Source organism: Mucilaginibacter sp. P4_C11 (assembly GCF_056402115.1).
Window position 1 is genome coordinate 54,744 of sequence record NZ_JBFUIA010000013.1, and the last position, 23,057, is coordinate 77,800.

Below are 23,057 nucleotides of genomic sequence, written 5' to 3' on the forward strand. Positions count from 1 at the left end.
GATAGTATAAAAACTATAAAACATAAAACTATGAAAAAGGCACTTTGTATGATTGCTTTAGCAGCAATCTCTTTCGGAAGCGTTTTTGCTTATGGGGCACCGGTAAAATCATCAAATGGTACCATGCAAACTGATACCACCAAAGTGAAGGTGAAAAAGAAGAACGGAAAAACGAAGATTAAGAAAAAAATGAAGGATACTACAGCAAAAATGTAATAGCAGCCTTTAATAAGAAAAGCCTCCTGAGTACTTCGGGAGGCTTTTTTATTTTCAATTTTTATATCATTACAAGTGGTAAAATCCGGGGATTCTTGTAAATGAAAAAGACATCGTAAAAGAAGTTGTCGCCTTTACAAGGGTGATAAGGAGACTGGACATGTCAATGGGTAATGCAGCAACTTCCTATAACTGCTTGCAAACAGGGCTTGTAAATAGCGAAGATAAAGCTGCAACGGAGATTTTTGCAGTATGTATGGCAGGGCTTTTTTCAAAATTCATTATTCGATATTATACTTCGTTCTTATTACATTTACAATGTATGAGTAATACCTTTAACCGACCCATCCGCGTTCTTGTTGCCAAAGTAGGGCTCGACGGGCATGACCGTGGCGCACGCATTATTGCCACATCGCTGCGCGATGCAGGTATGGAAGTAATTTACACCGGTTTGCGCCAAACGCCCGAAATGGTGGTAAATACTGCCCTTCAGGAGGATGTGGATGCCATTGGTATTTCCATACTATCCGGTGCGCACATGACGGTTTTTCCTAAGATATTGAAATTGATAAAAGAAAAACAGATGGACGATGTACTGGTAACCGGAGGAGGCATTATCCCTAATGATGATATGATTACGCTGAAAGAGCAGGGAGTGGGCGAACTTTTCCCTCCAGGCACCAATACCCAGGACATTGTAAAATATATTACCGATTGGGTGCACCAGCACCGCAATTTTTAAATAAGCTACAGCAATGGAATTTGAAAACATATTAACAGAAACGAAAGATAGCATACAGTATATTACTATAAATCGTGAAAGCAAGCTTAACGCCCTCAACAAGGCTACGCTGGCCGAATTACATACTGCCTTTTTTAATGCTTTTAATAATCCGTTGGTAAGCGGCATCATCATAACAGGGGCAGGTATCAAGGCCTTTGTTGCGGGCGCCGACATCAGCGAATTTGTCAACCTTGATGCCGAAAGTGGTACAGCCATTGCCCGCAATAATCAAATTGACGTTTTCGACCTGATTGCTAACGGCAACAAACCTGTTATAGCTGCAATAAATGGTTTCGCCTTAGGCGGCGGGTTGGAACTGGCCCTGGCCTGCCACATTCGCATAGCTGCCGAAACTGCCAAAATGGGTTTGCCCGAAGTAACGCTTGGCCTGATACCTGGCTACGGTGGTACCCAGCGCCTTACCCAATTAGTAGGAAAAGGCAAGGCGCTGGAGATGATATTAACCGCCGATATGATTACTGCTGCCGATGCACTCAATTATGGCCTGATTACCCATGTAGTTGGTCAGGAAGCATTATTAGATAAAGCCCGGGAATTGATGTTGAAAATTATATCAAGGGCTCCGCTGGCCCTTTCTGCCGCCATCCGCTCGGTAAATGCCGGATTAACTGATGGGGTAAATGGCTATGAAACAGAGATAGGTGAATTTGGAAAATGCTTTGGTACCGAGGATTTTAAAGAGGGGGTAGCTGCGTTTTTACAGAAACGTAAGGCAGTATTTAAGGGAAGGTAATTATCCAGGCTGATCAAGCTAAAAAAGCTACATTTGAAAAATGAACCTGAATAAAGCCGATTTACAAAAAGAAATAACTTATAAAACATCACGCAGCGGGGGTAAGGGAGGCCAAAACGTAAACAAAGTATCAAGCAAGGTTGAACTTTTGTTTGATGTTGCCGCTTCGGCGTTATTTACTGATGATGAGAAAACATTGCTCGCTGATAAATTGCAAAACCGCTTAAATAAAGACGGGCTGGTGCAGGTAATTTGCGATGAAGAGCGCAGCCAATACCTTAACAAAGAAAAAGCCGTTGAAAGGCTGATTGCCCTTTTTAACCGCGCATTACACGTGCAAAAGGCACGCAAATCAACCAAAGTAAGCAAAGCCGCCAAAGCCGCCCGGTTAGATAACAAAAAGAAACAATCGGCAAAAAAGGAAAACAGGAGGGATGTGCGTGATGAATAATTAATGTGCAGATATGCAAATTTCAGATGTGCAGATGTTTTTTTGATTTGAAAATGCCGAAAACATGCATCATTAATAGGTTTTCGTCATCCCCACATCTATTTTCTTCATCTGCATATCTGCACATTTGAAATCTGCACATCTACTACTTAAACCGATAAACCCCGGTTATAGCCGCCCATTGGTGCGAATATACCATCGTCTCTACTTCGCGGGTGTGGAAAATAGCGGCGACATCAAAAGTAAAACGGGTAAAGCTAAAGCCCACGCCAAACTGCTGGCTAAAAACAAAGGTTTTTTTGGTGCTGGTAATTTCCAGGCTATTGGGGTCGTGGCTGCTAAAAAGGCCGCCTTGTATGGTGGCATCGTACACTACGGCGTTTATTTGCGGTTTGTAGTAAAAAAACAACTCTTGCTTATGCAGCAAATTGCTTTGGGGTGTTAACGATGCCGTGCTTTGCGTACTTATTGAACTGAATAGCTGGTTAAAATTGCCTAAGCGAAAAAGCGGTCCTACTCCGGCTCCTGTAAAGCCGGTACCCAAATTGGCATAACTGGCCAGGCTCACATCTGCCCATGATGCACGGGCAAGCAGTTTGTTATATTCGGCAGATAAGTTAAGCTCAACATCGTTCCTGATCTGGTATTGCCAGCCATTCAGTGTATAAAAGCCAAAGGTGTTATGAATAAGTTTTTGAATAGGCTCGCCGCCGGCTGCAGGGCCAACCAGGCCTATTTGGGCACCAAGTTTAAGGGTGCTTTCGTTTTTATATAGCAGGTTTAAGGTACCGCCTATATAGGTGTATGCGGCAAAAGGCCGGTCAACGTTGCCGGGATCACCCTCAACGTTACCTGATTGTGCATTAAACATTTTTTGACCTAATTCGATGCCTAAAATTTTGTTTTGAAGTTTCCCCGTGTCTGCCACTTTTAAAGCCTTGCGGTAGTAAAAGAAAATACCATTGGTGTAATACTTGTCAGACCCCTGACCCAGGTACGAATCGTTATCGGTTTGGATGCCAAACTCCTGGCCATGTTGCTGGGCAAACAATGCGGTACAGCCCAACAGGCATACCAGCGTAAAGAAAAGCTTATTTAGCATTTAGTATAAATATATAGGCTACCAATATAGAAATTTTGAACGATTTATGTGACAAAGCGTCTTATAAGTCAAAAGTCAAAATTAAAAAGTCAAAAATATTTGGTTGGGAGAATGCTCGCCAGGGAGGAGGAGGTAAATCCGGCTGGAATTAGACGGTGTGTTGATATGGACTTAATTTATTTTACAAATAAGAAAATAAAACTTATCTGAGTAAAAGTTGTTGCCTATAAAAACATAAATAAATCACTACTATGAAAAAGTTAAGTTTAATAGCGATGGTGGCAATTGCTGCCTTATCGTTCCAATCATGCGGCGGTGCCAAAGACAGTAAAGATGCTGCCGACAGTACCAATGCCGTTAAAGACACGTCAACAATGGCGGTTAAAGATACTGCCGGCGTAACCGGTGCAAAAGGCATTGCTGTCGACAAAGATGATGCAAAATTTGCTGTCGACGCTGCCAACGGTGGTATGGCCGAAGTTGCAGTAGCTAAAGTTGCCGAAACCAAAGCCTTAAATCAAAAAGTTAAAGACTTTGCTGCGATGATGGTGGCCGACCATGGCAAAGCAAACGACGAGTTGATGGCTATTGCCAAAACCAAAAACATTACATTGCCTGCTGCACCAAGCGAAGACAAGCAAAAGGAACTGGAAGATCTTTCAAAAAAATCGGCCAGCGATTTCGACAAAGCTTACGTAGATGCCATGGTTGACGGGCACAAAAAAACAATATCGATGTTTGAAGATGCTGCCAAAAACTGCAAAGATGCAGATTTGAAAGCTTTTGCCGCAAAAACTTTACCTACTATTAAAGGCCACCTTGCCGAAATAGAGGCGATAAAAAAGGGCATGAAATAATTAATGCTGATTTTATAGCAATGGAAGGGAGGTAATTTTACCTCCTTTTCTGTTTTTATACCTATTTTAGGGCTTAACAACAGATTTGCCCTCCCTATGAAAAAAGTTTACCTGTTCTTTTTTGCCTTATTGGTTTTTGTTTTGAACGTTAAAGCCCAACAAACTGATGAAGTTACCGCCAAAACAAAAGGTTTTATCAAATACAAAGGCTATTTCAACTTTTATTGGGACGAGAAAACCGGGAAGATCTTTTTAGAGATCGATAAATTCGACCAGGAATTTTTATACGTAAACTCGATGCCTGCGGGTGTTGGTTCAAACGACCTGGGATTGGACAGGGGGCAAATTGGCGGCAGCCGCATCGTAAAATTCATCAGGAGTGGCCCTAAAGTATTGCTGATTCAACCCAATTATAGCTACCGGGCTATCAGCAATAATGCCGATGAGCGTAAATCGGTAGAAGAAGCGTTTGCACAATCGGCTATTTGGGGCACTACGGTTGTGGCCCAGGATGGCAATAAGGTTTTGGTTGATTTTACGCCCTTTTTGCTGCGCGACAGCCATAAAATTGCCGATAGATTGAATGATGCTAACCAAGGCAGTTTTGGTTTTGATGATAGCCGGTCGGCTGTGTATTTACCCAATACAAAAAGCTTTCCTGATAATTCGGAATTTGAGGCCACTATTACCCTGGCCGGAAAAGGCAAGGGATACGAGATTAGCTCGGTAACGCCCGATCCTAATGCTGTTACAGTAAGGATGCACCAATCCTTTATTAAACTGCCTGATGAGGGCTATAAAAAACGCAACTTCGATCCACGGTCTGGTTTTTACGATGTAGAGTACATGGATTACGCTACGCCTATTGATGAGCCAATCATGAAACGGATGCTTACCCGCCACCGGTTGGAAAAAAAGGACCCAACAGCGGCAATTAGCGAACCGGTAAAACCCATAATATATTACGTTGACCGTGGTGCACCCGAACTTGTGCGCAACGCCCTGATAGAAGGTGCCGGCTGGTGGAACCAGGCCTTTGAGGCTGCCGGTTATAAAAACGCTTTCCAGGTTAAATTACTTCCCGAGGATGCCGACCCAATGGACATCCGTTACAATATTATCCAGTGGATCCACCGCTCAACCAGGGGATGGTCATACGGCGAATCGATTGATGACCCACGCACAGGGGAGATTATTAAAGGGCAGGTTTCCCTTGGTTCCCTGCGCGATAGGCAGGATTTCCTGATTGCCGAAGGATTGGTTCAGCCCTATGAAGATGGCAAGCCTACAAGCGATAAAATGCTGAAAATGGCCCTTGCGCGCTTGCGCCAATTAGCCGCACATGAAGTTGGCCACACCCTGGGCCTGCAACATAATTTTACAGCCAGTGTAAATGGCCGGGCATCTGTTATGGACTACCCGCCACCGGTTATTAGCCTGAATGCAGATGGTACTATCGACCTCAGTAAAGCCTATCGCACAGAAATTGGTGAATACGATAAACGCGCTATCCTTTACGGCTACCAGGATTTTGCCAAAGGTACAAATGAGGATGAAGCTTTAAAAGGCATTATTAGCGAAACCATTAAGCAAGGCTTTTTATTTATATCCGACGATGACGCCCGCCCTGCCGGCAGCGCCCATCCGCAGGCCCACTTATGGGATAGCGGTACCAATGCCGCCGATGAACTGAACCGCTTGATGGCATTGCGCAAACATGTACTGGATAATTTTTCGGAAAAAGCCATTCGCCAGGATGCGCCGATGGCCACACTTGAAGAGGTATTGGTGCCGATGTACCTGGTTCACCGTTTCCAGGCCGAGGCGGCTTCGAAAATGCTTGGCGGACTGTATTATACTTTTGCTTTAAAAAACGATGGGCAAACCATTACCAAATTTGTGCCCCCTGCCGAGCAATGGAAGGCTTTTAATGCACTGATGGGTACCATCAGCCCCGATGCATTGGCACTGCCCGAAAAGTTAATACAGAAAATACCACCGCGACCGATTGGTTATCCGCGTACAAGGGAAACTTTTAAATCGCATACAGGCCTGACTTTTGATCCGATGGCCGCTGCAGAATCTGCCGCCGCCGCAACCTTATCGTTCATATTGCAACCCGAGAGGGCCGCCAGGCTGGTTGAATACCAATCTCGCGATAATACCCAGCCGGGCCTGTTGGCTGTCTTGAACAGGCTGGTAGCCCAAACCTGGAAAGCCCCACAACCGGCAGGCTATAAAGGCGAGCTGCAACGCCTGGTAAATAACCTTGCCCTGAGGCAGGTTTTAACCCTGGCTGCCACAACCAGCGCACCCGAAAGCGTACGTGGTATTGCTTTACTACAGATAGATGACCTTAAAAAATGGATGAAAACAGCTGCGCTTACAGCCACCGGCAGCAGTAAAGCCAATTTGCTGTTCGGCTTATCACAAATCAATGAGTTTGAGAAAAACCCCGATAAATTTCAACCCGCATCTGTGTTGAATATGCCGGATGGATCGCCGATCGGAATGGATTAGGATGATTGAAAATCCATCATTTACAAGCGTGATTTGTAGAGACGCAATACTTTGCGTCTTCCGCATGCAAATCAATCATGCAAATTCCCGGATTTTCAAATGCTAACTATTGAGCGTTGGAAATCCGGGCCTAAACGCGGGAGACGCAAAGTATTGCGTCTCTACATTGGGAAATAATTATCTTCATTATCGCCTTTGGCCAACCAATCTGTCATGTTATTGAATATATATGCTCTTACATTTTGGTATTCCTTTTCATTGCGAATCACCCTATCAAAATATCGTGGCTGCCATGCAAAATCTATCTCGTTGATGGTGGCATATGTTTTAACTGATGCTTTATAACCACGCATTGCCGATGCTAAATTTTGGCTTTGCACGCCAAATTTATTAACCTGCCAATCAACTTTATCAGGCTTGTTTATAAAAATGATGCCGTGTAAATGATTCGGCATCAGCACAAATTCATCCAGTTCGATAAAAGGATGATGAATTGGAATATTCGCCCAGTTTTTAGAAGCCACCTCTCCAATCGGTGTCATTTTTAAAGCTACTGCCGAATTCGGTTCATTAATAACGTCGCCAAAATAATGAACTCTGTTTTTCGTGCATATCGTTACATAATACAAGCCATTTGATCCGTAATCCCATCCTGAAAGACGGGTTGCCGGAACAAGATATCTATTGTTAAATTTTTCATCCATCAAAAATAAATATGGCAAATTTTTGATAGAAAGGCAATATTGCCCGCTGTAATTATCCACGTTTTTACATACATGGTCGATTTGCATGGGGGAGACACAATTATTCGTCTCTACATCAAAAAATATTAATAATCAATTTGTTGTGATCACGTCGTTATAATGTGCCAGGCAATCTCGAAACTATATGGGCCTAAGCATATAGGTGATTGCCTCGTGCCTTATAATGACATGATTTTAAGTTGTTGATTATCAGTATTATTTTTTAATGTAGAGACGCAATATTTTGCGTCTCCCCCAGGATGTTCAAAATTTTCAAGCTCGCTTTGCAAGCGTGATTTGCAAGCGTGATTTGCAAGCGTGATTTGCAAGCGGGAGACGCAAAATGTTGCGTCTCTACAAAAGCTCCGTTTACAATTATGTCATTACTGTTTTTTCCAGCATAGGCTGGTGCTCACTCGCAATGACGAAGTTATAAGCTTTTACCGCTAAAATTTTATCTCCATTATCCCAGTTTCAAAAGCCAAAAATCTTTTATTCGAACTACCCTCAAACCCATGCAACTCCAAACTAATTTGCTGGTACTTTGACTGAAATGTTCCTTCAACTTCAGAAAGATTAACCTGCTTTTTCTTCGGATCAAACCTAATGCTCCGTTTATAATAAACACCCTGCTCATAATCGTAAGACGCTCCGTCATCTTCATAATACAAAAACTCGGTGGCTTCTTTGCCATTCCAGATGTGGAGTTGCAGTACGCCATCACCTTTAGCGGCGGTGCTTTGCGTTATGCTTTGCATCAGTATAATAGCGCCTGCTTTTACAAATACAGGCAAATCAGTTAAAGGCGATGCTGCTTTTACAATCTTACCGCCCTTCAGTTTTTCGTTGGTACTTAAGCGGTACCAGTCGCCTTTGGGCAGGTAAGCTTCGGTTGTTAGTTTATCGCTTTCAACCGGCGCAACCAGCAGCGCATCGCCAAACATAAACTGGTTTTGGAAGCGTTCGAAATACACTCTTTCATCAAAAGGATATTCAATGGCCAGCGTGCGGCTAATAGGCAGGCCTGTTTGTGTGGATTGATAAAAGGCCGAATAAATATAGGGGAGCAGCTTATACCGTTGCTCAATATCTTTTTTGATGATCTGCTCGTTGGCATCACCCCATTCCCATGGCTCGCGCATTTTGCTACCCTGGATGGCATGGTTGCGAAACATCGGCGTATAAACTCCCAACGAATTCCAGCGCACCATTAGCTCGGGCGTTGGGTTGGCGCTAAAGCCACCAATATCTACGCCGGTAAAACTCATGCCTGTAATACCAAGGCTGTTTACTAAACGCTGGCCTAAACGCATGTGTTCTTCGGTGCCGGTGTTATCTCCAGTCCACACGGCCGAATAGCGCTGTGTGCCGGCGTATGCGGCGCGGGTGAGTACAAATGGTCGTTTGTTATTTAGGAGTTTTCTTGTGCCCTCGTAAGTAGCCCGGGCCATTTGCATACCATAGGCATTGCGCACTTCCGGCATGTATTTATCGGCAAATTTTACCATCCAAGGGATGTTTTGTCCCCAGGCTGCCGGTTCATTCATGTCGTTCCAGAAGCCGTCTACGCCAACATCGGTCAACGCGGTAAAAGCTGCGCCCCACCACTCACGTACATCATCCCTGAAAAAATCGGGGAAGTGACAGCGGCCTGGCCAAACATATCCGGTATAATTTTCGCCATTGGGATATTTGGCAAAATAATCGTTAGCTACGCCTTCATCATATTGCTTATAGCCTTCTTCAATCTTTATTCCCGGATCAACTATGGTAACCAGATGAAAGCCCATCACTTTTAGTTCCTCCATCATGGCCTTCGGATCGGTAAAGGTTTTCTTGTTCCAGGTGAAAATTTTGAAGCCCTCCATATAGTCAATGTCGCAATACATCACATCAGCCGGGATCTTTTTTTTGCGAAAGGTTTTGGCAATTTTTAATACCTCTTTGGCGCTCATATAACTCCAGCGGCATTGCTGGTACCCCAGGCTCCATAGCGGCGGCATCTCCATACGGCCGGTGAGCCAGGTATAATCCTCAATTATTTTTGCTACGCCCTGCGCGCCAAAAAAATAATAGTTCATGTCGCCGCCATCGGCACCAAACCAGCTCATTTCATCGTCGGTAGTTGCGCCAAAATCGAAATAGCTTTTGTGGGTATTGTCCAGAAACAGGCCATAAGTGAGGCCGCTATGCAGGCCTATAAAAAACGGAAACGTTTTGTATAAAGGGTCGCTTTTGTTATTGTAGTCAACGGCATCGGTATTCCAGTTAACGTAGGATGTGCCGCGCCTGTCAAGGTTGCCGGCTTTTTCGCCCAGCCCAATGAATCTTTCATCCGCGTATAATTTACGATAGGTAATTACACGCTCGCCCTGCCAGTTGGTGCCAAAACGATTATCGTCCTGGCTTAGTGGCTTGCCGTCGGCCGTAAAAAAGTTGAATCTCAACGGCGATTTTTGGATACGGAGTTTTATAGCGGTAGTATTGATTTCGATAGCATCGGCCGATTCGGTAAACTCCAGTTGCCTGGTAGCTTTCCGAATGACAGCATAAGAACTATCTGGATCACTATGCTTTTTACTGATATTAACCCGGATAATTGTCGGGCTGTAAACATACACCCTTGCTTCTGCTCCTATTGTTTTAATGGTTAGCAAGCCCCCTTGCTGTTCAACGCTTTGTAGGTTCCCTAATATTTCTATTTCCATATGGTAACATGCCGGTGCAATTGATAACAGGGCACAAAAAAGCAACGCCATTAAGTTTCAATAGTTTTTATAAAAGTAAATCAGTGTCGTGTCAACGATAAATTGACGGATAGTCTTCAGCCCAAAGTCTTAGGTTCTAAGCCAAAAAAGAAAAAAACAACTTTAGACTTACGACTTAGTACTATCGACTTAACACAAGCCAATTATGCCCCCATAACCGATGAACACCAAAAACGCATCTATGAACGGCTGATATTGAACTATAAAGCCATGCTGAGTAGCCGGAATGTAGATTTTTAGCAGTTTGCAGATCATTATAAGCCGTTGGTCTATAACTACTTATAGGTGGTCTATTTGGTTTTAACAACTGCAAAAGATGTTGTTGTTTTGGATATTGAAAATAACAAACACATTTAAAAACAACATTTAAAAAATAAAAAGATCATGAAAAATTCAATCAAATTATCAGCATTATTCTTGTTATTAAGCGCAGGCATTTTTACTTCGGCTGCTGCCAATGCCAAAGGACATACCGAAAAAAGTAAAGATGTAATCACTGTATCATCATTAAAACATGATCGTGGTGTTGCGGTAATCATTTCAAAATCTGAAGCCAGCAAATCATATGTAACCATTTTTGACCAGGCAAATAATATTTTGATGGAAGACTTTTTGCCAAGCAAAGTTGAGGTAGAAAAAGGTTATGTGCTAACCAGCCTTGACAACGGCGATTATAAATTTGAGATTAAATCAAACGATCAGGTGGTTATAAAAACCGTGCATGTTTACGACGAGAACAACAAAAAGAGATTCTTCTTTGTAGACTAATCCGGATCTGTGTTAAACAAAAAAATCCCGCTCATTGCGGGATTTTTTTGTTTATAGCATATGTTAAGCTTTGCTTTTGAACGAAAGCTTTTGAGTAAATAACAAATGCTTTATTTCCAAAAGATCGTGTTCTGTAATTTTCTCTTTCGGGATATATAAGCATTGAATTTTATTAAGGTAAATAAGCACCCATTTTTTGTTGGTTTCTACTTTACGGATATTATCCCAGCCGAGCGTTATGGATAAAGTGCTTTTTTTTATTTCTATGCCATTATTGTCAATTTTCCATTGCGACTCTTCTCCGGCAGACGGCGTGGTTTTATAAGCTTGTTTAAGCCGGACAAAAACTACTAACGCGATGAAAGCCAAAAATAAGATTAGTGCCGTCCACCCTTTGATAAAGTCTTTAAAAGCTATCTTGCGCATTAATAATAAGGCAACCTGACTAATGAATACATAGCCCAATAAAGCGATTGTCCAATAGGAGGTGTAAAATCTCATCCACAGTGCACCTAAAGCCACCTTTAAAGTTGATTTGTGAGTAAAAGTTACAGTCTGCATTTGATTTCAGAAAAATCGACTTAGTCCCAAAGATTAGCCGGATAGGTTCCGTTCTCAACCAAAGCCGAAATACTTTTTTGTACAATAGGTTTATCTTCTTTATAAGTAACTCCAAACCATTTTGAGCCGGTAGGTATAACCTTAAATGATGCGATATTTTCTTTGATCAGCTTATCGGCTACCAAAGGAATAAAAAACTCTGATTTTGGGTTGTTTTCATTAGCGGCAACAAATTCCCTGAACATTTCCTCGCTTTGTTTGAAAACAGCAGGGGTAAAGCCCCAGAAATTCATAGATACGCGGGTATCATTGCTTAATGCATGTTCGCCTGTAGCGTCTTTGTATGCAACGCTGCCATCTTCTTTAAAGTAAACTTCGGTACGCTCATTAATTTCAACCATATTGCCGGCGTCATCAACTTTACAAACGCCGCGCGATACCGATCCGTAGTCAGACAATGTCCTATCAATCTGGTAGCCTATTAATGAGTAAGTATCATCAGTAACTTCGGTAGTTAAAAATTTGGCCATTTTTTCAAACGAGTCGTAACCATAAAAATCGTCGGCGTTAATCACGCAAAAAGGCTCATTTACCTGGTTGCGTGCAGCAAGTACCGCGTGGGCAGTACCCCAGGGTTTTGCGCGTTCAATTTCTTTATCAATGCCAAATGGTTTCAGGTCGAAACTTTGAAAAACGTAATCGGTTTCAATGCGGCCCTTTAGTTTGGGTTCAAAAATAGCCTTAAAATTATCGGCAAATTCTTCGCGGATGATAAAGCTTACCTTACCAAAACCTGCTTTTATAGCATCATATATTGAATAATCTATTATGGTTTCTCCGTTGGGGCCAAAGCCGTCAACCTGTTTCATACTGCCGTAACGGCTGGCCATACCAGCGGCCAAAATAAGTAGCGTGGGTTTCATAAGGATGTATATGTGGGGTACTTAGTTGCTAATATTGTATTTTATTAATAGAATAAGGAAATGGTTTAAAATCGAAATTGTTTTAACCTGTTTAATTATTTGATGTATCTGAAATCCTGGCCGGCTGTAATGTTTAACAGCGTTTCATAAATTAAACGGATAACGTTATCAACATCCTGTTTGTGAATCATCTCTACAGTAGTATGCATATAACGCAGTGGCAAAGAGATTAATGCTGAAGGCACACCGTCATTTGAGTAAGCAAATGCATCTGTATCCGTACCTGTAGAACGCGAGGAGGCCTGGCGCTGGAAAGGAATTTCGGCTTTTTGAGCAGTTTCTATCAGCAATTTATTCAAATTATTTTGTACAGCCGGGGCGTATGATACTACCGGTCCGCGACCGCAAGCCAGGTCACCCTGCGTAATCTTGTTGATCATCGGTGTTTGGGTATCATGGGTTACATCGGTAACAATGGCCACGTTCGGTTTTATTTTATGGGCTATCATTTCGGCACCGCGTAAGCCAATCTCTTCCTGTACGGCATTTACAATGTATAGGCCAAAAGGCAGTTTAATGTTGTTTTCCTTTAACAAACGGGCAACTTCGGCAATCATGAAACCACCGGCACGGTTATCCAACGCGCGGCCAACATAATAGCGGTCGTTCAGGATCATAAACTCATCTTCATAAGTGATAACGCAGCCTACGTGAATGCCTAATTTTTCAACCTCTTCCTTTGATGTGCACCCGCAATCTAAAAAGATGTTTTTAAGAGTGGGGGCCTCTTCTTTATCGCCGCCTGTACGTGTGTGGATTGCCGGCCAGCCAAATACCGCTTTAACAATGCCATTATCGGTATGTATGTTTACGCGTTTTGAAGGCGCAATCTGGTGATCTGACCCTCCATTGCGGATTACATATATTAAACCATCGTTGGTAATGTAGTTTACAAACCATGAAATTTCATCGGCATGCGCTTCAATAACAACCTTATAATCGGCCTTTGGGTTAATAATACCAACCGCGGTGCCATAGTTATCTACATAATGTGTATCGATGTACGGTTTCAGGTATTCCAGCCATAATTCCTGGCCTTTCCATTCAAAACCGGTAGGCGAGGGGTTGTTGATATATTTTTCGAAAAAAGACAGTGAAGTTTCGTTTACAACTGAAATATGCGGAGTGGGATCTGATTTCTTTTTAGCCATGTTGTTTGGGTAACCTATAATAAGCAATAAAGCAAATATAATAAAGCCATTGATATTGCCTCAAAATAACTTGCCATAATGGAAATAAATTGACGTTTTTATTGTTAATTTAATATCTCTACATCGGGAATTCATGTTTTTTTTAATTCATGTGGCAATTAAACCTTTTCATTATTTTTTTGTCATTAACTGTAAGCTTTACAGTAATCTGTAAGTATGGGATATTTACAATATTTTTGAATTTTGATACCTTAATAAACCCCATCGTGAAACGATTTGCGCCTTTTTTTATCCTGATTATTGTTTTTTTTACGTCATGCAGCATACCTCAATACGTTACCGTACCTGTTAATTATGGTCCTAAAATGGGCTTTAGCCGCGATAGTACTACCATTGTTGTGGTAAATCGTTATCAGCCCGATTCTGCTAAAATCAGGGATTACAGGCGAATAAATGTTTTGAAAAAAATGGCAGTTATATCGCTCCAAACGGCGGCCGGCCAGTTGGAATATTTAAAAGGTGTGCACATCATCAACCTTGTCGATTCGATAAATTATGCTGTAAATACCGACTCGGTTAAGTTTTTGGCTGCCGCGAATAAAGCCAATTATGTTTTAGTGCTCAACGATGTTACTGCGGGCATTTACCCCGAAACGGTATATTATAATGGTGTACCATCTAATTATTACGCTACTAAAATAAAAACCAGCTTATCCTTATTTGAGAGTAATGGCATTTATTCGAAAAAACTGGTAGGTATGGCCGAAGTGCCCCAGGATGAAGTTTATTCGGGTGGTTTTGCATCTTTATTTTACCGCCCATCGTACAGGAGTAGTGTACCTGCTATAACAACTGCTACCCGTGAAGCTACGCTGGATGCGTTAAAAGATTATTTGCCTTTCTCGATATCAAATGAAAGGCCATTGTATGCCGATGGCGGGCAACTGGAATCGTCGGTAATGCAAATTAAAGCGGGTAAATTTGATGGAGCTTTTAAAATTTTGAACCCGCTGATAGATGGTGCCGATGTTAAGCTGGCCAGTAAAGCAGCTTATAACCTTGCAGTTGTTTACGAAGCCCAGGGCGACATTGAAGAGGCACTTAAAACCGCCAAGCTATCTAACCAAAAACACCCGAACGATTACGCTAAAGCTATCATTGTAGATTTGATGAAGGAGTAGTTGGATATACTAAAAACAGTTAGTTTTGCCTAAACAATGTTAACTAAAATAAATGCAGATAGAGCAAGTACGCCCTGAATCAACCTGGCGGCTACGTCAAAAGGTTTTATATCCGCAACAAAAACTTTATGAAATGGAAATGGAGGAGGATAACGACGGCCTCCATTTTGCAGCTTTTAAAGACAATGCTATGGTTGCCGTAGTTTCCTTGTTTCAGCGTGGCGATGATTTTCAATTCAGAAAATTTGCAGTTGATGAAGGGCAGCAAAATATGGGAATTGGCAGCACAATGCTTACCTACATTTCCGATTTTGCTAAACGCAACGGCGGTCGGCGCATTTGGTGCAACGCCCGCATATCGGCTATAAATTTTTACCTGAAAGCTGGCTTTACGCAAACAGGTCAGCTCTTTTCAAAAAATGGCTTCGATTACGAGATATTGGAGAATTTAATTTAAAAACGTTTCTTCACTATCTTACTTATTGCCCCATAAAATCGGCCCAGCTCAGGTTCGACCATGAATATGTTTCAATCGGAGTAAAGGTAACTATTATCGGGGTTATGGGTTTTATTACTGGCATGAAAACAGGGGCCACTCTATCTAAGGGAGGCAGCGTAATTGGCCCGTCCGAGGCCCCGCGCACCCAGGCAACTGCATTCCCTGCTTTATCACGGAAAAAGCCATTGTGAAACCGCCCTAAGTATGTATTGTTGCCACCAAATGCAAAAACGTCCTGTTTGTCTATAAAGGCTAATGCTTTACTGCCCTCGTAGTTAAATATAATGCTGTTTTGTATCCACCCTATCACAACTCCGGCCTTGTTGTAAACAGCAATTTCGTCGCCTAAAAATTTAGTTGTAGCTAACCCCGCGTTTGCCATCCCGGTAGCATGAGTATACCATGTTGGTAAATGTTTAACAGTTTTATTAAAATTAAGGCAGGCAGCGGTTACGGCAAGAATGATGAGGTAGCGCATAAGTTTAAGTTTTGTAATAATGACTATGGCGGCACCAAATAGTTTAATGGCTATTTAACTTTTAATCGCGGGCGGAATTATTACAATGGGATATTCCCGTGTTTTTTTCTTGGGTTATTTACTACTTTATTTTCCAGCATTTTAAAGGCGTGAATGAGTTTAAGGCGGGTTTCGGCGGGTTCAATTACTTCATCAATAAATCCGCGTTCGGCGGCGCGGTAGGGGTTTGCAAAGGTATCTGAGTATAGTTGCTCTTTTTCTTTCCATTTGGCGTCCTTGTCTTCGGCTGTGCTGATTTCCCGCTTAAAAATAATTTCGGCAGCGCCCTTGGCACCCATCACAGCAATCTCGGCTGATGGCCAGGCATAGTTCATATCGGCGCCAATGTGTTTGGAGTTCATCACATCGTAAGCGCCGCCATAGGCTTTGCGGGTAATTACGGTAACACGCGGAACGGTAGCCTCGCAAAAGGCATAAAGCAGCTTGGCACCGTTGGTAATTATGGCATTCCATTCCTGGTCGGTACCTGGTAAAAAGCCGGGCACGTCTTCAAACACCAGCAATGGTATATTGAAGCTATCGCAAAAGCGCACAAAGCGGGCAGCCTTAGTCGAGCTGTTAATATCCAATACCCCGGCCAAAAATGCAGGCTGGTTGGCAACAATACCTATGCTGCGGCCGGCAAGGCGGGCAAAGCCAACAACAATATTTTCGGCAAAATCTTTATGGATCTCCAGAAATGAGCCTGTATCAATCACATGGTCAATAATCTCGCGGATATCATAAGGGGTTGATGCTATTTCGGGCAAAAGGGTATCTAATTCGGGGCGAAGCTCGTTTCCAATATCATAAGGAAGGGCAGGGGCTCTGTCCTCGCAATTTTGGGGCATATAGCTTAACAGTTTTTTGATGTTTTGGATAGCCTCAATCTCGTTAGCACAGGCAAAGTGGGTAACACCCGATTTGGTGGCATGGGTTGTTGCACCGCCCAGTTCTTCGGATGTTACAATTTCATGGGTAACCGTTTTAACCACATTTGGGCCGGTTACAAACATGTATGAGGTGTGCTCAACCATTAATATAAAATCGGTAATGGCCGGGGAGTACACCGCCCCGCCGGCACAGGGGCCCATAATTGCCGAAATTTGCGGCACCACACCCGATGCCATGGTGTTTTTATAAAATATATCGGCATAGCCGCCTAAGGATACAACCCCCTCCTGGATGCGGGCACCGCCGGAATCATTCAGGCCTACAACAGGTGCGCCGTTTTTTATAGCCAGGTCCATGATCTTCACGATCTTTTCGGCGTGCGTTTCGGACAATGAGCCACCAAAAACGGTAAAATCCTGCGAGAAAACATAAACCAATCGTCCGTTAATAGTGCCATAGCCCGTTACAACACCATCGCCCGGGTATTTTTCTTTCTCCATCCCAAAATCTGTAGAACGGTGAGAAACCAGCATTCCAATCTCCTGGAACGAGCCATCATCCATTAAAAAATGGAGCCGCTCACGTGCCGTTAATTTCCCTTTTTTATGCTGACTTTCAATACGTACCGCGCCGCCGCCTTCAAATGCCTTTTGGCGTTTTTGTCTTAATACTCCGAGCTTTTTATTCACAATTCAGGTTGTTTGTAACATGCTAAAAATAGTAATTAAATTGTAAGATGTACATAAAACTGCTGTGACATGCTTTCCCACGAGGGATTTTTAATATATTTGTGACAATGAAGGTCAGGAAATTCAAAATACTGGTAGTTGCAATGTTTATGGGTGTCTTTATGTTAAAGATGGCCTTATCACTTGCTCCTGTATTTTTATATCTTGACAGCAAGGCCGTAAGTGCGGTGATTTTGCAACTGGAGCAGGAATCAAAAGCCGAAAAGGATACGCCTGACAAGGATATCTTTAAAGAGAAAAAGGTTTTTGACGAGTACGATTTACACAGTATTGATTTCATTACTTTTGTTGCAGAAACTAAAGTGCTCCACAACATGGAGCATGCCCTGTATATACAAACCTACCACCCGGTAGTGCCAACTCCCCCGCCCAACGTTTAAATGATTTAACCGGATATTTCTTATCCGGGCTGTAACGCTTTACAATTCATTTAAATTTTTATTCAAACACATTTCTTATGTCAATTAAGCAAGGTGGATTTGCCATGGGCAATCTTAACCTAAAAAAATACTTTTTGCCCAAAAACTTAAAACGCGATCTTCCGGCCAGTCTTGTTGTATTCCTGGTAGCCTTACCCTTATGTCTTGGTATAGCTTTAGCATCGGGCGCTCCATTATTTGCCGGTGTGCTTACAGGTATCATTGGCGGCATAGTAGTAGGCTCGCTAAGCGGTTCGCAACTTAGCGTGGCCGGCCCGGCGGCGGGTTTAACCGTTATTGTATTAAACGCTATAACCAGTCTGGGCACATACGAAACATTTTTATTGGCGCTTGTACTGGCAGGCCTTTTCCAGATTTTGCTGGGTATTTTAAAGGCCGGAACGATAGCCAACTACTTTCCGTCGGCGGTAATTGAAGGGATGCTGGCCGCTATCGGCATTATTTTGATCATGAAGCAGTTTCCGCACGCGGTGGGCTACGATGCCGATTTTGAGGGCGATGAAGGCTTTAACCAGGCCGATGAACACAATAGTTTTTCGGGTGTGCTTGGCGCATTGAGTAAAATTAATTATGGGGCAGTAATTATCAGCGTAGTTTCATTGGCTTTGATGATATATTGGCCAAAGTTCAAAAAAATGGCTATGGTACCTGCGCCTTTGCTGGTTGTATTGGCGGGTATTGGCTTAAGCCTGGCATTTAAAAATACAGGTTTGGCGCTGCTTGATAAGCAATTTGTACGCATACCTATTGTAAACAGCAGTACAGAGTTTTTTGCCCTTTTTAAAACGGCAGATTTTAGCAGTATTGGTAATAAGCAGGTTTGGATAACCGCCTTTACAATTGCTGTGGTTGCCAGCCTTGAAACGTTGCTCAGTTTGGAAGCCGTTGATAAAATTGACCCCATTAAACGTATCTCGCCAACTAACCGCGAGCTTGTAGCACAGGGTATAGGTAACATTACCAGCGGCCTTTTAGGCGGTTTGCCTATGACAGCCGTTATAGTTCGGTCGTCTGCCAACGTTAATTCAGGCGCGCGTACCAAAACAAGCGCCGTTGTTCACGGGCTGCTTTTATTAATATCGCTGCTGTTTATCCCGGTATTAATCAACTTAATTCCGTTATCCTGTTTGGCGGCAATCCTGCTTATGACAGGTTATAAACTGGCACGCATTGCCCTGTTTAAGCATATGTGGCACCAGGGGTTAAGCCAGTTTATTCCTTTTGTAGTAACCATTGCAGCTGTTGTTTTAACCGATTTGCTGATAGGCGTGGGCATTGGTATGCTGGTGGGTATATTTTATATCCTGCGTACCAATTTACGTAACCCGTATTTTTACCAGATTACTAAAAACGGCGATAAAAAGGTGATCAGGATTAAACTGGCCGAGGAGGTATCCTTTTTAAATAAAGCAGCCATACAAATTACGCTTACCAGCCTGCCCAGCGGAACAGATGTGATCATCGACGGCTCCAACTCGCGTTATATAGACCCGGATGTTTTGGAGATCATCCATAATTATAAGCACAACGCCTATACCAAGGGCATTGTAGTGCAGCTGCTTGAAATGAAGGACAAGTACGATGTACCTCCTTTAAAAGAATTAATGTATAACCCTAATTAGTTTTGAGTATTGAGTTATCAGTTTTTAGTCTCGGCAAATCGCCGTTAAACAGATTTAGCAATACCAGTAATTAACAATTAAAAAAAGAAAAACATCATGGCACTTATAGAAAATAAAAAGAACGAAAAACCGGTAATTGATACCACCAATATAAAACTGGCCCAGGCCGATAGCTATAAAGCGCTTATCCGCGGCAATGCCGAGTGGGTTGATAAAAAGTTAAAGGAAGACAGTAATTTTTTTACTAACCTGGCTAAAGGTCAGTCGCCACAGGTATTGTGGATAGGTTGTTCAGACAGCCGCGTACCCGCCAACGAGGTTACGGGCACCAAGGCAGGCGAAGTATTTGTGCATCGGAATATTGCGAATGTATGTGTACACTCGGATATGAACATGCTGAGCGTGCTGGATTATGCTGTTAACGTGCTTAAAGTAAAGCATGTGATAGTTGCCGGTCATTACGGCTGCGGCGGTGTGGCTGCGGCAATGAGCAACAAGCAGTTTGGCTTAATTGATAACTGGTTGCGTCACATTAAAGATGTGTACCGCCTGCATAGTCATGAGCTTGACCGTATTACCGACGAAACCCAAAAGCTAAACCGCCTGGTGGAGTTGAATGTAAGTGAGCAGGTATACAACCTGTGCAAAACATCCATTATCCAAAATGCCTGGATGGAGCGCCACGACCTGGAAGTACACGGTTGGGTGATAGATTTAGGTACCGGTTTGGTGAAGGATATTAAAGTGAGCAGCAGCAGTCCGCATAATTTAGGTTATGTGTATGAACTGGATAGCGTTGAGGCCGTGGCTTCACATTAATTTTTTGTTTGATTGAAATAGCCTCCCTTTGTTTGATTGGCATCTGGGGTTTATTATGTTTGATTAGCCCCGGCTCATGAAAATGGCCGGGGTTTTTTAGCCTCACCTAAATCCTCTCCAAAGGAGAGGATTTTGAAAATCAGATAAACTTCCAATTGACATTCCACAAAGCTTTTTCCCAAGGATAGACTTTAAAAATCGAACTGAGAAGGGGTTGCTTTCCAACACCCAAATCAAAAGCCCTCTCCTTTGGAGAGGATTATTCGCAGTTTAATATTTTTTGTGCTCATGAAAGCTTCGCAGTTTAGGTGAGGCTTTTGAATTTTTTATACTATTTTTATCCGTTGCTTATAAACAACGGTTACCTATGCTAAGGCAATCAAAAGAAGAACGCACACTTAAACAAAATTTATTGCTGGCGTCATCAACAGCTTTTGTATCGGGCGTTACCAACGTGGCTGGTATGGTTGCGTTTTTGGCCTTTACATCCAATATTACCGGCCATGTGGCCAACCTGGCCAAGCATATTGTTGAGCAAAACTTCAGGGAGATCATTGTATTTGTAATTTGGTTGCTGCTGTTTTTTGCCGGTGCCTTTTTATCTAACTTTATTGTGCGTTCGCTGGAGTATAAAAGCAGGTATAAGGCGCATTCTACACCAATAGTTATCGAGATTGTGCTGCTATTATTCGTGGCTGTTTACGGGCATAATTTTTATAAAGAGACTGACCTGGAACGCGAAATAGTTATAGGTGTTATCATTTTTTGTATGGGTTTACAAAATAGCCTGGTATCTACCATATCTGGCGGGTTGATTAAATCAACCCACTTAACCGGCTTGTTTACCGACCTTGGGGGCGATGTATCCGAGTGGGTACATCCTAATGTAGAGAAAACTACGGTGATCCGTAATAAAATTATAGTTCGCCTCACGGTGCTTTCCTTTTATTTCATAGGGGCAATTGCCGGCGGATTTTTATTTAATCTGTACGATTTTGCAATTTTTTACTTCATTCCATTAATTTTGCTTACGATATTATATTATGATTTATCGCCCGTAGCGCTGCACAAAATAACCCGTTTGTTTTGGGCCGATAAAGGCAGATCGATATAAAAACTACCAAACAATAATCTACGAAAAACTATGTGTGCCAAAAAATTATTACACGACACAAGCCATATTACTTACGAAAGCCTTTTAGAAGGTAACGAGCAATTTATTGCCGATGCTTTAGCCGAAGATCCGGAATATTTTAAAAAACTGGCTAATGGTCAAACCCCACCGGTACTTTGGATAGGTTGCGCCGACAGCCGCGTGCCTGCCAACCAGATAACCAATACATCGCCGGGCGAAATATTTGTACACCGCAACATTGCCAATATGGTGGTGCATTCGGATATGAATATGTTATCGGTATTGGATTACGCGGTAAATGTGTTGAAAGTAAAACACGTTATTGTAACAGGCCACTACGGTTGCGGAGGTGTTATCGCAGCTATGAGCAACCATGAATTTGGTTTGATAGATAACTGGCTGCGCCACATTAAAGATGTTTACCGCCTGCATGCTGTGGAACTCGACGCTATTGAAAATGAGCAGGAGCGTACCAATCGCCTGGTAGAATTAAATGTGATTGAAAACGTTTATAACCTTTGCAAAACATCGATAGTGCAAAATGCCTGGAAACAAGGACAGCCCCTTGCCGTACACGGCTGGGTGTACAGCATAAGCACCGGCAAAATCAAAGATATGAAAGTGAGCACCAGCGATAATGCCAACCTGGGCGATGTATTTAAGTTTGAGTAATATTATAGCCGATATAAAATAACTTTAAACCAAAAGGGCTGTCACATTTTGCGACAGCCCTTTTGGTTTGAATGTAATGGTATAATTTTAGTCTACTTTACTCACCCTGCCCGATCCCATATATTTTGTTTCGCCGGTTGTGGCATTGCCAGAATATAAAACACTGCCCGAACCTGCTATACGGGCCGACACGGTTTTATTGGCTATGATGTTAACACTGCCCGAGCCTGCAATCCTGGCTTCTACGGTTTCGGTTTTCAGTTCTTTGCCGTTTACCTCGCCAGATCCTGCGATGTTTACATCAGCCATACCGGTGCTTCCTTTAATATCGATAGAGCCAGAACCGCTTAAGCGCAAATCAAGTGTTGATGACTTAACCGCCGTTTTAACATTGCCCGAACCGCTTAAGGCTACCCTGGCGTTATCGCCGGTTAATACACCATCTACGGTTGCATTGCCCGACCCGCTGTTGGCCAAATATTTTAGCGTTTTGGCTGTAATATAAATATTGGCGCGTTTAATATTGTTGTGCTTGTTCCAGTGATCTTTGAATTCAACCTTTAGCACCCCGTTTTCTACTTCGGTTTTAATATCGTTCACCACATCGGCATCTACATCAAGCTTAATGCTTTCTGTGCCATCAATTTTTATAAATACATTGAACGGGCCACCGCAGGCAATACCTGTGTAGCCAGATACATTTCGTGTTACCGCCTGCGCCGATGCATTAACAGCTATGAAAGCGGTAAGCAGCAATGCCATCCCAGAGAAGATAAGTTTTTTCATGATCATCCTTTTTGTTTATAAGACGCAGCAGGAAATGAAACGTTGCAAGTTTTTCCTGCTCACCTTTCGCCTTTCACCTTTTGCC

General features: G+C 42.7%; 23 protein-coding genes. 14 read left to right on the top strand and 9 right to left on the bottom strand.

The features are described 5' to 3' along the window. Window positions 1–30 precede the first annotated feature (30 nt). The 4 genes from AC1DU2_RS13570 (at window position 31) to arfB (ending at window position 2,205) form a co-directional block, all read left to right on the top strand. The gene (locus AC1DU2_RS13570; protein WP_477356029.1) at window positions 31–216 is read left to right on the top strand and encodes a hypothetical protein; all 186 of its coding nucleotides are present in this window, start codon (window positions 31–33) and stop codon (window positions 214–216) included. Window positions 217–538: 322 nt separating this feature from the next. Then, entirely contained in the window at window positions 539–958 is a 420-nt protein-coding gene (locus AC1DU2_RS13575; RefSeq protein WP_477356032.1) for a cobalamin B12-binding domain-containing protein, read from the top strand. Between the two features lie 13 nt (window positions 959–971). Beyond that, window positions 972–1,754 carry an enoyl-CoA hydratase/isomerase family protein gene (locus AC1DU2_RS13580; protein ID WP_477384931.1) on the top strand — a complete coding sequence of 261 codons (783 nt, stop codon included), beginning with the start codon at window positions 972–974 and terminating at the stop codon, window positions 1,752–1,754. A 40-nt stretch (window positions 1,755–1,794) separates the two neighbouring features. Beyond that, the gene (arfB, locus tag AC1DU2_RS13585; RefSeq protein ID WP_477356038.1) at window positions 1,795–2,205 is read left to right on the top strand and encodes an alternative ribosome rescue aminoacyl-tRNA hydrolase ArfB; all 411 of its coding nucleotides are present in this window, start codon (window positions 1,795–1,797) and stop codon (window positions 2,203–2,205) included. 145 nt (window positions 2,206–2,350) lie between these two features. Here arfB and AC1DU2_RS13590 read toward each other — a convergent pair whose 3' ends face one another. Beyond that, the gene (locus AC1DU2_RS13590) at window positions 2,351–3,307 is read right to left on the bottom strand and encodes a lipid A deacylase LpxR family protein (RefSeq protein ID WP_477384932.1); all 957 of its coding nucleotides are present in this window, start codon (window positions 3,305–3,307) and stop codon (window positions 2,351–2,353) included. 251 nt (window positions 3,308–3,558) lie between these two features. On the opposite strand from AC1DU2_RS13590, the gene AC1DU2_RS13595 reads away from it, so the two are divergent. Further along, complete coding sequence (locus tag AC1DU2_RS13595; RefSeq protein ID WP_477356044.1) at window positions 3,559–4,164, top strand: DUF4142 domain-containing protein; 606 nt, start codon at window positions 3,559–3,561, stop codon at window positions 4,162–4,164. A 96-nt stretch (window positions 4,165–4,260) separates the two neighbouring features. Further along, window positions 4,261–6,684 carry a zinc-dependent metalloprotease gene (locus AC1DU2_RS13600; RefSeq protein WP_477384933.1) on the top strand — a complete coding sequence of 808 codons (2,424 nt, stop codon included), beginning with the start codon at window positions 4,261–4,263 and terminating at the stop codon, window positions 6,682–6,684. A 161-nt stretch (window positions 6,685–6,845) separates the two neighbouring features. Here AC1DU2_RS13600 and AC1DU2_RS13605 read toward each other — a convergent pair whose 3' ends face one another. Further along, a complete protein-coding gene (locus tag AC1DU2_RS13605; protein ID WP_477356050.1) occupies window positions 6,846–7,448 on the bottom strand; it encodes a transposase in 603 nt (200 codons plus the stop codon). A gap of 425 nt (window positions 7,449–7,873) precedes the next feature. After that, window positions 7,874–10,135, bottom strand: a complete 2,262-nt coding sequence (locus tag AC1DU2_RS13610; RefSeq protein ID WP_477384934.1) for a glycoside hydrolase family 31 protein — start codon at window positions 10,133–10,135, stop codon at window positions 7,874–7,876. A gap of 444 nt (window positions 10,136–10,579) precedes the next feature. On the opposite strand from AC1DU2_RS13610, the gene AC1DU2_RS13615 reads away from it, so the two are divergent. Next, a complete protein-coding gene (locus AC1DU2_RS13615; protein WP_147056587.1) occupies window positions 10,580–10,963 on the top strand; it encodes a hypothetical protein in 384 nt (127 codons plus the stop codon). 63 nt (window positions 10,964–11,026) lie between these two features. Here the strand turns inward: AC1DU2_RS13615 and AC1DU2_RS13620 are convergent, their stop codons facing one another. The 3 genes from AC1DU2_RS13620 to AC1DU2_RS13630 all read right to left on the bottom strand — a co-directional run bounded on the left by AC1DU2_RS13620 (window position 11,027) and on the right by AC1DU2_RS13630 (window position 13,658). Then, window positions 11,027–11,524, bottom strand: a complete 498-nt coding sequence (locus AC1DU2_RS13620; protein WP_477384935.1) for a YcxB family protein — start codon at window positions 11,522–11,524, stop codon at window positions 11,027–11,029. A 20-nt stretch (window positions 11,525–11,544) separates the two neighbouring features. Beyond that, window positions 11,545–12,447 carry a nucleotidyltransferase family protein gene (locus tag AC1DU2_RS13625; RefSeq protein ID WP_477356059.1) on the bottom strand — a complete coding sequence of 301 codons (903 nt, stop codon included), beginning with the start codon at window positions 12,445–12,447 and terminating at the stop codon, window positions 11,545–11,547. A gap of 95 nt (window positions 12,448–12,542) precedes the next feature. Continuing rightward, a complete protein-coding gene (locus AC1DU2_RS13630) occupies window positions 12,543–13,658 on the bottom strand; it encodes a M42 family metallopeptidase (protein ID WP_147056590.1) in 1,116 nt (371 codons plus the stop codon). Between the two features lie 266 nt (window positions 13,659–13,924). Here AC1DU2_RS13630 and AC1DU2_RS13635 point away from each other — a divergent pair, with 266 nt between their 5' ends. Next, entirely contained in the window at window positions 13,925–14,839 is a 915-nt protein-coding gene (locus tag AC1DU2_RS13635; protein WP_477384936.1) for a DUF6340 family protein, read from the top strand. Between the two features lie 52 nt (window positions 14,840–14,891). Further along, a complete protein-coding gene (locus AC1DU2_RS13640; protein WP_477356064.1) occupies window positions 14,892–15,296 on the top strand; it encodes a GNAT family N-acetyltransferase in 405 nt (134 codons plus the stop codon). A gap of 22 nt (window positions 15,297–15,318) precedes the next feature. Here the strand turns inward: AC1DU2_RS13640 and AC1DU2_RS13645 are convergent, their stop codons facing one another. Further along, on the bottom strand, window positions 15,319–15,816 hold the full coding sequence (locus AC1DU2_RS13645; protein ID WP_477384937.1) for a 4-fold beta flower protein: 498 nt from the start codon (window positions 15,814–15,816) through the stop codon (window positions 15,319–15,321). An 80-nt stretch (window positions 15,817–15,896) separates the two neighbouring features. Beyond that, entirely contained in the window at window positions 15,897–17,438 is a 1,542-nt protein-coding gene (locus AC1DU2_RS13650; RefSeq protein WP_477384938.1) for an acyl-CoA carboxylase subunit beta, read from the bottom strand. 107 nt (window positions 17,439–17,545) lie between these two features. Here AC1DU2_RS13650 and AC1DU2_RS13655 point away from each other — a divergent pair, with 107 nt between their 5' ends. The 5 genes from AC1DU2_RS13655 to can all read left to right on the top strand — a co-directional run bounded on the left by AC1DU2_RS13655 (window position 17,546) and on the right by can (window position 22,186). Then, window positions 17,546–17,878: a hypothetical protein gene (locus tag AC1DU2_RS13655; protein WP_477356074.1), complete on the top strand. Its 333-nt coding sequence runs from the start codon at window positions 17,546–17,548 to the stop codon at window positions 17,876–17,878. Window positions 17,879–17,955: 77 nt separating this feature from the next. Continuing rightward, the gene (locus AC1DU2_RS13660) at window positions 17,956–19,560 is read left to right on the top strand and encodes a SulP family inorganic anion transporter (protein ID WP_477356077.1); all 1,605 of its coding nucleotides are present in this window, start codon (window positions 17,956–17,958) and stop codon (window positions 19,558–19,560) included. Between the two features lie 96 nt (window positions 19,561–19,656). After that, window positions 19,657–20,379: a carbonic anhydrase gene (locus AC1DU2_RS13665; RefSeq protein WP_477356080.1), complete on the top strand. Its 723-nt coding sequence runs from the start codon at window positions 19,657–19,659 to the stop codon at window positions 20,377–20,379. Between the two features lie 367 nt (window positions 20,380–20,746). Further along, window positions 20,747–21,493, top strand: coding sequence for a YoaK family protein (locus AC1DU2_RS13670; RefSeq protein WP_477356083.1), 747 nt, complete (start codon window positions 20,747–20,749; stop codon window positions 21,491–21,493). Between the two features lie 30 nt (window positions 21,494–21,523). Then, on the top strand, window positions 21,524–22,186 hold the full coding sequence (gene can, locus AC1DU2_RS13675; protein WP_477384939.1) for a carbonate dehydratase: 663 nt from the start codon (window positions 21,524–21,526) through the stop codon (window positions 22,184–22,186). Between the two features lie 87 nt (window positions 22,187–22,273). Here the strand turns inward: can and AC1DU2_RS13680 are convergent, their stop codons facing one another. Further along, on the bottom strand, window positions 22,274–22,972 hold the full coding sequence (locus tag AC1DU2_RS13680; protein WP_477356089.1) for a head GIN domain-containing protein: 699 nt from the start codon (window positions 22,970–22,972) through the stop codon (window positions 22,274–22,276). Window positions 22,973–23,057 lie beyond the last annotated feature (85 nt).

What these genes read in the sequence shown, in the direction of transcription:
- AC1DU2_RS13615 (WP_147056587.1), top strand. Translation starts at nt 10,580, where the DNA reads ATGAAAAATTCAATCAAATTATCAGCATTATTCTTGTTATTAAGCGCA.
- AC1DU2_RS13590 (WP_477384932.1), bottom strand. Translation starts at nt 3,307, where the DNA reads ATGCTAAATAAGCTTTTCTTTACGCTGGTATGCCTGTTGGGCTGTACC.
- arfB (WP_477356038.1), top strand. Translation starts at nt 1,795, where the DNA reads ATGAACCTGAATAAAGCCGATTTACAAAAAGAAATAACTTATAAAACA.
- AC1DU2_RS13600 (WP_477384933.1), top strand. Translation starts at nt 4,261, where the DNA reads ATGAAAAAAGTTTACCTGTTCTTTTTTGCCTTATTGGTTTTTGTTTTG.
- AC1DU2_RS13620 (WP_477384935.1), bottom strand. Translation starts at nt 11,524, where the DNA reads ATGCAGACTGTAACTTTTACTCACAAATCAACTTTAAAGGTGGCTTTA.
- AC1DU2_RS13670 (WP_477356083.1), top strand. Translation starts at nt 20,747, where the DNA reads ATGCTAAGGCAATCAAAAGAAGAACGCACACTTAAACAAAATTTATTG.
- AC1DU2_RS13570 (WP_477356029.1), top strand. Translation starts at nt 31, where the DNA reads ATGAAAAAGGCACTTTGTATGATTGCTTTAGCAGCAATCTCTTTCGGA.
- AC1DU2_RS13595 (WP_477356044.1), top strand. Translation starts at nt 3,559, where the DNA reads ATGAAAAAGTTAAGTTTAATAGCGATGGTGGCAATTGCTGCCTTATCG.
- AC1DU2_RS13575 (WP_477356032.1), top strand. Translation starts at nt 539, where the DNA reads ATGAGTAATACCTTTAACCGACCCATCCGCGTTCTTGTTGCCAAAGTA.
- AC1DU2_RS13680 (WP_477356089.1), bottom strand. Translation starts at nt 22,972, where the DNA reads ATGAAAAAACTTATCTTCTCTGGGATGGCATTGCTGCTTACCGCTTTC.
- AC1DU2_RS13630 (WP_147056590.1), bottom strand. Translation starts at nt 13,658, where the DNA reads ATGGCTAAAAAGAAATCAGATCCCACTCCGCATATTTCAGTTGTAAAC.
- AC1DU2_RS13655 (WP_477356074.1), top strand. Translation starts at nt 17,546, where the DNA reads ATGAAGGTCAGGAAATTCAAAATACTGGTAGTTGCAATGTTTATGGGT.
- AC1DU2_RS13660 (WP_477356077.1), top strand. Translation starts at nt 17,956, where the DNA reads ATGTCAATTAAGCAAGGTGGATTTGCCATGGGCAATCTTAACCTAAAA.
- AC1DU2_RS13610 (WP_477384934.1), bottom strand. Translation starts at nt 10,135, where the DNA reads ATGGAAATAGAAATATTAGGGAACCTACAAAGCGTTGAACAGCAAGGG.
- AC1DU2_RS13580 (WP_477384931.1), top strand. Translation starts at nt 972, where the DNA reads ATGGAATTTGAAAACATATTAACAGAAACGAAAGATAGCATACAGTAT.
- AC1DU2_RS13665 (WP_477356080.1), top strand. Translation starts at nt 19,657, where the DNA reads ATGGCACTTATAGAAAATAAAAAGAACGAAAAACCGGTAATTGATACC.
- can (WP_477384939.1), top strand. Translation starts at nt 21,524, where the DNA reads ATGTGTGCCAAAAAATTATTACACGACACAAGCCATATTACTTACGAA.
- AC1DU2_RS13640 (WP_477356064.1), top strand. Translation starts at nt 14,892, where the DNA reads ATGCAGATAGAGCAAGTACGCCCTGAATCAACCTGGCGGCTACGTCAA.
- AC1DU2_RS13625 (WP_477356059.1), bottom strand. Translation starts at nt 12,447, where the DNA reads ATGAAACCCACGCTACTTATTTTGGCCGCTGGTATGGCCAGCCGTTAC.
- AC1DU2_RS13645 (WP_477384937.1), bottom strand. Translation starts at nt 15,816, where the DNA reads ATGCGCTACCTCATCATTCTTGCCGTAACCGCTGCCTGCCTTAATTTT.